A 10866-nucleotide genomic window follows, 5' to 3' on the forward strand; every position below is an offset into this window, starting at 1 on the left:
TGTCAGAAAATAACATGGTTTCACATCCAACAATTTTTGTGATAGCCTTTTCTAAGATGGATTTCCATATGGATATTAGAAGAGGGTGTATGTAATGATTGTGAGTGCTGTTATCCCGATAGTTCTTGTTGTCTTTGGGGCTATTTTTTTACTATCGTCCATGGTTCTCAGTATAAAGGTCTATACCAGAGTTCCCAAAGAATTTTACTGGAAATGGATGACCTTGACCGGGTTAATATTTTTTTTCCTGATTGGGTATCTAGGTTTTATCGTCATTTTGTTAACGGATATTAATTTTCCTCTCGAGCTTCTTGTGGGCGGGGTGTTTTTGGGAGGCGCCTTTTTTGTTTTACTGGTGATGGGACTGTCCAAAGATACAATAGCTACGATTCAGAAAACCAATGCCAATCTGGAAAAATTTGTTGCCGAACGGACTGGTGATTTGGAAATAGCTAATAAGAAGTTAAAAGAAGAGGTAGCGGTCAGTAAAGAAGCTCATGAGGCTTTAAGTCTTTCCAACACTCGAATTATAGAAGCCAATAGTCAGATCAATACCCTGATGCGCCAGTCATACATGGGTGAAACACATAGATGGTTTATAAACGACCATTTAGGTAAATGCTGGGAGATCAAGCAGTGTCTAAAAAAGGACTGCCCCTGCTATAAGTCCAAAAACTTACGGTGTTGGCAGGTTCCTTTCACGCTCTGTGGTGATTCGTGCGGGGGAGAAATTCCTGCCAAAATTGAACACTGCGAGCAATGCGAGGTCTTCAAGACAGCGACGAACGACCCGATTTCCTCCATTGGCGAGCATTTTAATACCTTGATGAGTATTCTTGATTTTCGGGTTCAGGAACTACAAAACGAACAGGAAAAAGCTGAAAAAGCCTCACAGACAAAGAGCGGATTCCTTGCCAATATGAGTCATGAGATCCGAACCCCAATGAATGGTATTATTGGCATGGCAGAGATTGGTATGGCAGAGGCCGGTGACGAAACGACCAGAGGTATAATTAAAACCATTTCTTACGAGGCAAATTCACTCAATACCCTGCTCAATGATATTCTGGACCTGTCAAAGGTTGAGGCCGGTAAACTTACATTAGAGAATATCTCTTTCGACCTCAGACTTCTGCTGGACAACTTCTTCAAAAGTTTTGCTCTCCAGGCGCAAGAAAAGGGTATTAACCTCTACTGTTTTTTATCACCTGATCTCCGGACAGAGTTGATTGGCGACCCGACAAGACTCCGGCAGATATTGACTAATCTTGTCGGCAATTCTCTGAAATTTACCCCAGAGGGCGGGGAGATTTTTATAAAAGTGGTAGTTCTGGAGCAGACTGACAATGACGTTACTCTCTATTTTGAAGTGACGGACACCGGTATAGGAGTTTCCCCGGAAAAACAGGCCAATATCTTTGAGAGCTTCACCCAGGAAGATTCTTCAACCACCAGGAAATATGGTGGAACGGGTCTAGGCACTACCATCAGCAAGCAACTTGTTGAACTGATGGGTGGTGAGATCGGACTGACCAGTGAGAAGGGTAAGGGGGCGGCCTTCTGGTTCAGGGTTGCTCTGCAGAGAGGAAAGAAGGGTTTGGCCATCAAGGAATCAGACCACGAGATCCTCTCGGGTAAAACTGTCTTACTTGTCAATGATAATAGTACGTTGCGCTACGTTGTCAGCCACTATCTTTCCTCATTTGGGGGAACCGTAACTGAAATAGCTGAGGGTAATCAGGCGCTGGAAATGTTCAGCCGAACCCACGATAAAAAGCACTCTTATGATCTGCTGGTTGTAGAAAGAAAAATGGATGCTATAGATGGATTCGAGCTTATTGAAAAGATCCTGAAAGAGGGCAACAATTTCAACATGAGGGTTATTGTGACGACCATATCCGGCAGCAGGGGTGACAGTCAAAAATGTCAAGCGACAGGGGTTGACGCCTATCTAAGCTGGCCCTTTACATACAAAGATCTCTATAAAACAGTAGCTGAAGTAATCAAACTTGAAAGCTCGGATTCGAGCAGGGTATTAGGGGAGTTGATCACCAAATACTCTGTTTCAGAGATGCTGAGCAGAGCGTTTACTATTCTGGTCGTGGAGGATTACCCCACTAATCAGAAAGTGGTGATAACACACCTGAAGTCACTTGGTTGTACGGTTACTCTTGCAGAAAATGGTGAGCAGGCCGTAAAGGCCTATCTGGAAAACAACTTCGATCTTGTTTTCATGGATGTACAGATGCCAGTAATGGACGGTTTAACGGCCACTCGCACGATACGTGATCACGAAAAATCATCCCGCCGGGTACATGTGCCAATTATTGCCATGACAGCCAATGCAATGAAAGGAGACCGAGAAAAATGTATCGAAGCGGGAATGGATGACTACATCGCGAAGCCTCTCAAAAAAATTGCTATCGCGGATATGATTGATAGGTGGCTAAGTGCGGAACAGGATGTAACTGATTCGAAGCCGACGGCGACCGAAACAGCCAATGAACCTTCAACTGAGCCCCCACTTGATCTGGAAAGGGCTATTCAAGAGTTCGAAGGACAGCGAGAGGTGGTTATTGAGATAATCGATGAGTTCCTCCTGGATGTGAGAAAGCAGCTTGAGACAATGACCCAGGCTGTTGCCGAAGGCGACTTAGAAATCATTACCAGAGAGGCTCACTCGATAAAGGGAGGCGCCAGAAATATTACTGCCGAGCCGATGGCTACCGCTGCGGCAGTTCTTGAAGATGCTGGAAAATCAGGCGAAGTGGAAAACGTTGGCCGTGCCCTGGAAAAACTGGAAGAGGAAATAGATCGTTTTGCGTTATATTACCGAGACGCAGTACAGACGCTGAGAGCGTCATGATGGAAACGAAAAAAGTGCTTTATTCAACTGAACCTAAAATATCGAGTTGACTGGGAGCGAAAATAGTGCGGATCCTTATTGTCGAAGATGAAAAGATGAGCCAGAAGAAGATGCAGCTCATCATGGAGAATTTTGGTGAATGCGATATGGTGGCAGATGGTGCCAGTGCCATAGATCTATTTAATAAAGCGTGGCAGGCTCGTGCTCCGTACGACATTATAACTCTTGATATTACCCTGCATGAAATGAGTGGTGTTGATGTACTTGTGCAGATAAAGGATATCGAAGACACTATGAACATTCTTCCGGCCAAAAGGGCAAAGATTATCATGGTGACATCGCATAAAGACAAGGACAATATCACCACCTGTGTGACTGCAGGCTGCTCAGGCTACATTATTAAACCATTTACCAAAGAACCAATTGCCGCCTGTTTACGAAAGGTTTTCTTAAACTATGTCCAGGAAAACTTTCCAAAAACATACTAAGCCATTGTCCAGAAATCCACAACATCACTTGAGAATAATGAATATTTCTCAAAGGAAACGACCCACCATCATTAAAACTCCCATACCCACCAGCATCCACAGCATGATTTTAATGTAGGTTTCCCGCTGTATCTTACCGTAACAGAGTGAGCCGAGCCAGACTCCGACTACGGTAAAAATCACTGACCCCAAAAAAAGCTTAAGTATTGGTATCGTTGTTAAGCCGCTCAGGGCATGGCCTGTCACGGTGAGCACTCCTGTAATGAAGAAAAATACAGATAGTGTGACCTTGAAGACATCTTTATTCCAACCAGAGAGGGTGACGTAAATGACCGTTGGTGGTCCACCAGCGCTAAAGGCACTGCTTATCGCTCCGGTAAAAAAACCAGCTATGTAAGCCCAAAAGGGTGCTAATTTTTTCGGTTGTGGTCTACAGGTAAGGCTGTATAGGGCATAGGAAAAGATTAAAGCCCCCATCAATGATTGCAGAACACTGCTGTTAAAACGTTTGAGGAGATAGATACCAAGAACAATGCCGGGCAGACTGCCCAGCAGGAGGGGTTTGATTTTAGGCCATTCAAAATGCTGTCGCAGTTGAAATGAGAGATAGCCGGTGATGACAACGCCGTGCAGCAGGTAGAGAGGAACGGCGGTCTGGACGTCCATAAAAAGGGTTAACAGGGGCATGGCGACCAGAGCCGCTCCGAAACCGGAGACCCCTTGGGTGAAACCTGCAAGCAGTAACGTGGCGGCCAGCCACAGAAAATTTATATCCATAAATTACAGATAAAGACTGAGGCAATAATGCCGGCGGCATCGGCGCATAAGGCGGCGGGGAGTGCATGGCGTGTGCGGCGAATGCCTACAGCCCCGAAGTATACTGCCAGGACATAAAATGTTGTTTCGGTGGAGCCCTGCATGGTTGAAACAAGAAACGATAAAAATGAGTCCGGGCCATTGTTGACAATTTCACTCATGATGCCAAAGGCGCCACTGCCGGACAAAGGCCGCATAAGCGCCATCGACAGGGCTTCAGCAGGCATCCCGATATGCTCGGTGAAGGGGGCGAAAAGCTGGATAAGAATATCCATGGCCCCGCTTGCCCGAAACATGCCGATAGCCACAAAGATGGCGACCATAAAGGGGATTATTTTTACAGCGGTATTGAAGCCTTCTTTAGCTCCATCGGTTACGACTTCATAAAGTTTTACACCACGAAAATAGCCAAAAATCAAAAAGGTTGAAATCAACACCGGAATAAGCCAGTTGGATACGGTGTTAAAGGTGTCGGCCGAAAAGGAAAAGCCGTTGGGGCTATTGGCTATTCTATAGAAGATCGCCACCGTAAACGCGGCGATAAGCAGCCAGACAAACGTTTTTCCGGCCGTGCTGGGAGGATAGAGATCAGTCTTTTCAGGCTCAGGGGAGATACTCTCTTTGTCCTGCGTTACGGGCTCTAGAGTAGATGTTGTGCTGGACAAAGTAAGAGGCGAGTTTTTCGCCATTAGTTTTGCGGCAAGAATAGCGACCAGGGTGGAACAGGCTGTTGCAAAAATTGCAGGAATCAATATTGCCGATGGCGCGGAGGCATTTGCTGCAGCTCGAACGGTGATGACGCCTAATGGTAAAAGTGTGACACTCGAGGTGTTTATGGCCAGAAAAAGGCACATGGCATTGGTGGCGGTTCCTTTTTCGGCAGAAAGTTTTTCGAGTTCCTGCATGGCCTTTATCCCCATAGGGGTCGCAGCATTACCTAAGCCCAAGGTGTTGGCGGCCATATTCATAATCATGGCGGCCATGGCTGGATGTTCTGCCGGGACATCGGGGAACAGGCGGATCATAACCGGCCGAAGCCAGCGGGCGATAATCCGCATTAAGCCGCCGGCTTCGGCAACTTTCATTATGCCGAGCCAGAGGGCCATCGGTCCAATGAGTCCGATAGCTAAAGTTACGGCACTTTTGGCGGAGTCAAAAGAGGCCTTAGTTACCTCCGGCATTTTGTCGGTATAGGCAGCGGTAAGCGTTGCGATAAGGATCATCGCCATCCAGATAATATTGATTGCGGACGGTTTTTGGTTCATGGCGGGCATTGTACTGTAAAAAACAGGAATGAAAAGTCATTCCTGCTAAATTTTTCCTGTTGTCAGGTGACATACAACCAGTACGGAAAAAAATTGTTGTGTGTTTAGCGGGAGGTATGGTTAATCAAGGTATAGATTTATGCAAAAACTGAAATCAAAGGAGGTCCATGATGAGTAAATTGTTCGAACAGACAACAATCAACGGAATGACTCTTAACAATAGATTAGTCCGATCTGCAACCTGGGAAGGCATGTGTGAAAAAAATGGCAGGCCAACCAAAAAGCTGGCTGATTTTTATAAAACACTTGCCGAAGGTGACGTTGGTCTGATTATTTCCGGTTATGCATTTGTCCGACCTGAGGGCAAACAACTGCCTGGCAAGATGGGTATTCATGTGGATGACTTTGCCGATGATATGCATAAAATGACTAAATCAGTGCATGATGCAGGGGGTAAAATCTGTATTCAGCTGGTGCATGCAGGTGGCCAGACCGATTCTGCCACTGCTGGACAAACACCCTTGGCCCCTTCTTCAGTTGAAGCGGCACAGTTTTCAGAAAAACCGGAGAGCTTGACTAAAGAGCAGATAAGGGAGATTGTCGGCGCCTTTGCCCAAAGTGCGGTTCGGGCCAAGATATATGGCTTTGATGCGGTTCAGCTTCATGGCGCGCATGGGTATCTGATCAACCAGTTTTTATCGCCATTAACCAATAAGCGCGACGATGAATACGGCGGCAGTTTGGAGAACCGCTGCCGATTTATGATGGAGGTTTATGGAGCGGTACGTGATGCGGTCGGGCCGGCCTATCCTGTTATGATAAAGCTTAATTGCGCTGATTTTCTTGACGGTGGATTCCAGCTTGAAGATGCGGTTTATGCCGCAAAGGCCTTGGATAAGCTGGGGATTGACGCCATTGAAGTGAGTGGTGGGACACCAGCTTCTGGAGATCAGAGTCCCGCCCGGGCAAAGATCAAAAACCCTGCTCAGGAAGGATATCACCTGGGGCTGGCCAAAAAGATAAAGGCTGTGGTAGGTTGCCCGGTTATGGTGGTTGGCGGCATGAGAAGCCTTGGCGTCATTGAAAAGGCTCTTTTTGAGGATGGCCTTGATTACGTTTCTCTTGCCAGACCATTGATTCGTGAACCCGGCTTGGCAAAACGCTGGCGGGAAGGAGAGACCTCTGCCGCCAAGTGCATCTCCTGTAACGGCTGTTTCATGCCCGGTGTAAAAGAGGGTGGAATTTACTGTGTTGCTGAGAAAAAAGAACAGGAAAAACAGAAAACGGCGCATTGATTGTTGATCATATAAGCGGGTGATACTTCCGTTTCGTGCACCGTTTTCGAAATATTTTTTCAGCAAAAAACTTGACTTATCTTTTTTCGGGTGTAAGTTGCTGAAGAAGATAAGTGAAATTGAATTTCATTTTCCGAAGAGGGGCTATGGTCACAGCAACAGAAGCATTCAAAACATTTTTAAAAAATAAGAACCTGCAACAAACCGCGCAGCGGGATCTGATTGTCGAAGAGTTTGTTAAAGCAGGGCGTCATGTCAGTGTTGAAGAGCTCTATTCCCTGGTCAGAAAAAAAGAGGCGTCAATTGGTCAGGTCACTATATTCCGTACTCTTAAATTGCTGGCGGAGGCAAAAATTGCCAAGCCGGTTAATTTTGGAGATAAAATCGTCCGCTATGAATTAAAGTATGGCACTCAACACCACGATCACCTTGTTTGCACACAATGCGGGGCAGTTATCGAAGTACTTGACCCCAAACTCGAAAGAATCCAAGAACAACTCTGCAAAAAATATAAATTTGCCCCAAGTCGACATCGTTTAGAAATTTTTGGCAGGTGCCAAGATTGCCAATAGCATTTTTTTTGCCCTTTACTTGAAATTGAATTTCATTTTCCAGGAAACTGAAAGAGAAGGAGTTAATCATGAAACAACGAATCATTTTGTTAATCGCAGTTATCAGCCTGTTTTTAGGACAGTTCTCGCATGCCTTGTCACAAGAGCTTGTTGTCTACTCTGCCCGAAAAGAACATCTCATAAAACCGCTTTTTGACGAATATCAAAAACAAACAGGGGTTGCGGTTAAATTTCTCACGGACAAGGCCCCTGCGCTACTTCAACGCCTTAAAGCTGAAGGAAAAAACACCCCGGCTGATATGCTGATCACAGTTGATGCGGGTAATTTGTGGCATGCAGCTCAGGAAAATGTTTTGCAACCTGTCGAATCTGCAATTTTACAAACCAATATTCCAAGCCACCTTCGAGATATTGACAGTCAATGGTTTGGGCTCTCAGTCCGAGCTCGAACCATTGTCTATAACACCAGTGCTGTAAATCCCGCTGAATTAAGTTCATATGAAGAGTTGGCGACGCCAAAATGGAAAAACCGCCTCTTACTTAGAACATCTAAAAAGGTCTATAATCAATCGCTTGTGGCAATGGTTATAAGTGAGCATGGCGAAGAAAAAGCCTCTGCAATTATTAAAGGATGGATCGATAACTTAGCCGCCAACCCTTTTTCAGATGACACGAAAGTCCTTGAAAGTGTTGCTGCGGGTCTTGGGGATGTCGGAATTGTTAATACCTATTATTTTGGCCGTTTGATGAATAAAAACCCAGATCTCCCCTTAGCTCTTTTCTGGCCAAATCAAGAAACATCAGGCACCCATGTTAACATCTCGGGCGCAGGTATCACCAAGCACACGAAAAATCGCGACGAAGCGGTTAAGCTCCTGGAGTGGTTGTCATCAGAAAATGCACAAAATCTTTTTGCCGATATTAATATGGAGTACCCTGTCAATAGTAAAAATCTGCCTCACCCCACCGTTGCTGCGTGGGGCCTCTTCAAGCAAAACCTCACTAATTTAACAAATGCAGGCGCTATGCAAAAACAAGCTGTCATGCTTATGGACAAGGCGGGATACAAATAGGGTTTACAGAGGACAGGGGTTTGACTTTCTGCCTCGAGTTACTGGACTCAAGACCCGTATCATCAAAATATAACTATAACACCATGTCGAAGCTCAATTTAACAAAGCAACCCTTTTATCATGCGAACTGACAATAGAAAAGTATCAATACTGTTGGTTTTTAGTCTAGCAATAGTTGCGCTTACGGTTATGCCGCTGGTTGTCATTTTCAGTTCCTGGAAACACTCGGCGCAGGAGATATGGCAACATATGGTCGAGACCATCTTGGCAGACCTGTTCAAAAATTCTGCGCTTCTATGCTCTGGTGTTGCAATTACAACTGGTATACTCGGCACAACTCTGGCCTGGTTTACCGGTGTTTGCGACTACCCTGGCCGCAGATTTTTTTCATGGGCACTGCTTCTGCCGCTGGCCATCCCAACCTATGTTCTGGCTTTTGTCTTTTTGGGCTTGTTTGATTTTGTCGGTCCGGTTCAGAGTCTAATCCGGCGCGCAGGTCTTTCTTGGAACATTGAAATCAGATCAACTCTCGGTGTTGTTATTGTCATGAGTCTTGCGTTATACCCGTACGTTTATCTGCTGGCTCGAGGGGCGTTTGTTTCACACGGAAAAAGTCTTTTGGAAGCCGCTCAATCACTTGGCTGCTCCAACAGAAGCGCTTTTTTCCGTGTTGCTCTGCCAATGGCAAGACCATGGATTGCCGGGGGAGTTCTCTTGGTTATAATGGAGACCCTCGCAGATTTCGGGGCAGTTTCGATTTTCAATTACGATACTTTTACAACCGCAATTTATAAGGCATGGTCCGGCTTTTTTTCAATTGAAGTCGCAGCACAGATTTCCTCAATTCTTGTAATGATTGTTTTTGTAATAATCCTATTGGAACAACAAACAAGGAAAAACAGGCATTTTGCCGAATCAGTCAAACATTCAACCCAGGTGAAACGAATCCGTTTGCAAGGCGCCACGAAGTGGCTGGCCTTTAGCATCTCTTCCGCAGTACTGCTTATCGCCTTTGTCATACCGCTTATCCAGATTATTATCTGGTGTTTTCGCGAAAGAGAGTGGTTCGATTCCTCCTATATTGCACTCGTGGGGCATTCACTGGTGTTATCGTTGATGGCGGCTCTTTTTATTCTGATTTGTTCAATGGTGTTAGCGTACACACAGCGACGCTACCCCAATACCTTTATTTCTGTAATTACCAAAACCGCAACATTGGGATATGCCCTTCCCGGCACAGTGCTTGCGGTAGGCCTTTTTATTGCGATAACCTGGTTTGACAAAGCACTGGTATTTTTGTTTGGCATTGCCGGCTTGGAGAGTTCTGCCTTTCTTCAAGGCACTGTTGTCACTATGATTTTAGCCTATGCTGTCCGATTCATGGCAGCAGGTTTTAATCCAGTGAACTCCGCCTTAAAACAGTTGAGTAAAAGCATTGATGAAGCTGCATGCTCATTAAAAGTCACTGGCGTAAAGATGATTGCCCGAGTGCACGTGCCAATTCTTAAAAAGGGTTTATTTACAGCAACAATTCTCGTCTTTATCGACGTAATGAAAGAGATGCCAATCACCCTTATGACCCGCCCCTTCGGCTGGGACACCTTGGCGGTGAAGATCTATGAGCTGACGTCTGAGGGGGAATGGCAGCGAGCGGCCATTCCAGCTGCAATCTTAATAGCAGGGGGAGTTATTCCAGTAGTTTTTCTAACCAAGCAAGTAGATGCCTAAGCGGTTTGATGTCTGTAAAGCCTGTTACGAAAAAATAAAGGTTCAAACTGTACGACTGACAGTTAACATTAAGGAAAAACTATGAACCCTATTCTTGAAGTTGCCAATATTAAAAAATCATACAATGACACACCTATTATCAAAGACTTATCTTTTTCGCTCAATGAGGGGGAGATCGGCTGTCTTCTTGGGCCAAGTGGCTGCGGAAAGACCACAATTCTTAGAGCCATCGCCGGGTTTGAAAGTATTACCGCTGGTCAAATCAGTATCAATGGTAAGGTCGTATCGTCTTCCTCATCATTCATATCCGCCGACAAACGAAATATCGGGATGGTGTTTCAGGACTATGCCTTATTTCCGCACCTGACAGTTTATGAAAATATAGTTTTTGGGCTTAATCCTGTATCAAGAAAAGAGCAGCATGGTTTTATTGAAGACCTTCTGTTGATTACTGGTTTGTCGGGATTTAAAAAACAGTATCCTCATGAACTATCGGGCGGTCAGCAACAACGGGTTGCTTTGGCACGAGCCTTAGCTCCCAGACCAGCTTTACTTTTAATGGATGAGCCTTTTTCCAACCTTGATGTCACTTTGCGGGAGCGACTATCAATCGAGGTTCGTGAAATTCTTCTGCGCTACGGCATGTCAGCCATTATGGTTACTCACAACCAACATGAAGCCTTTGCAATTGGTGATAAAATAGGCGTTGTCTGCTGTGGAGACCTTTTGCAATGGGACAATGCCTATAATCGCTATCATCGAC

8 protein-coding genes and 1 pseudogene (1 of these 9 only partly in view) are annotated in these 10866 nt (G+C 45.4%); 7 read left to right on the forward strand and 2 right to left on the reverse strand.

Annotation, left to right across the window (positions count from 1 at the left end; all coding sequences use genetic code 11):
- Window positions 1-94 precede the first annotated feature (94 nt).
- Both HQK80_12435 and HQK80_12440 read left to right on the forward strand, forming a co-directional pair.
- Entirely contained in the window at window positions 95-2866 is a 2772-nt protein-coding gene (locus HQK80_12435) for a response regulator (protein ID MBF0223011.1), read from the forward strand.
- Window positions 2867-2931: 65 nt separating this feature from the next.
- A complete protein-coding gene (locus HQK80_12440; GenBank protein ID MBF0223012.1) occupies window positions 2932-3354 on the forward strand; it encodes a response regulator in 423 nt (140 codons plus the stop codon).
- Between the two features lie 48 nt (window positions 3355-3402).
- On the opposite strand, the gene HQK80_12445 is transcribed toward HQK80_12440, so the two are convergent.
- Complete coding sequence (locus HQK80_12445) at window positions 3403-4131, reverse strand: sulfite exporter TauE/SafE family protein (protein ID MBF0223013.1); 729 nt, start codon at window positions 4129-4131, stop codon at window positions 3403-3405.
- Entirely contained in the window at window positions 4122-5435 is a 1314-nt protein-coding gene (locus tag HQK80_12450; GenBank protein MBF0223014.1) for a spore maturation protein, read from the reverse strand. Before HQK80_12450 ends, HQK80_12445 begins: the two co-directional genes overlap by 10 nt.
- 170 nt (window positions 5436-5605) lie before the next feature.
- On the opposite strand from HQK80_12450, the gene HQK80_12455 reads away from it, so the two are divergent.
- The 5 genes and pseudogenes from HQK80_12455 to HQK80_12475 form a co-directional block, all read left to right on the forward strand.
- Entirely contained in the window at window positions 5606-6730 is a 1125-nt protein-coding gene (locus HQK80_12455) for an NADH:flavin oxidoreductase (GenBank protein MBF0223015.1), read from the forward strand.
- Window positions 6731-6876: 146 nt separating this feature from the next.
- On the forward strand, window positions 6877-7302 hold the full coding sequence (locus HQK80_12460; protein MBF0223016.1) for a transcriptional repressor: 426 nt from the start codon (window positions 6877-6879) through the stop codon (window positions 7300-7302).
- Between the two features lie 68 nt (window positions 7303-7370).
- On the forward strand, window positions 7371-8375 hold the full coding sequence (locus tag HQK80_12465) for an extracellular solute-binding protein (protein ID MBF0223017.1): 1005 nt from the start codon (window positions 7371-7373) through the stop codon (window positions 8373-8375).
- A gap of 120 nt (window positions 8376-8495) precedes the next feature.
- The gene (locus HQK80_12470) at window positions 8496-10103 is read left to right on the forward strand and encodes an iron ABC transporter permease (GenBank protein MBF0223018.1); all 1608 of its coding nucleotides are present in this window, start codon (window positions 8496-8498) and stop codon (window positions 10101-10103) included.
- 81 nt (window positions 10104-10184) lie between these two features.
- A pseudogene (locus tag HQK80_12475) lies at window positions 10185-10866 on the forward strand (ABC transporter ATP-binding protein); it runs 398 nt beyond the window's last position.

Source organism: Desulfobulbaceae bacterium (assembly GCA_015231515.1).
Taxonomy (GTDB): domain Bacteria; phylum Desulfobacterota; class Desulfobulbia; order Desulfobulbales; family VMSU01; genus JADGBM01.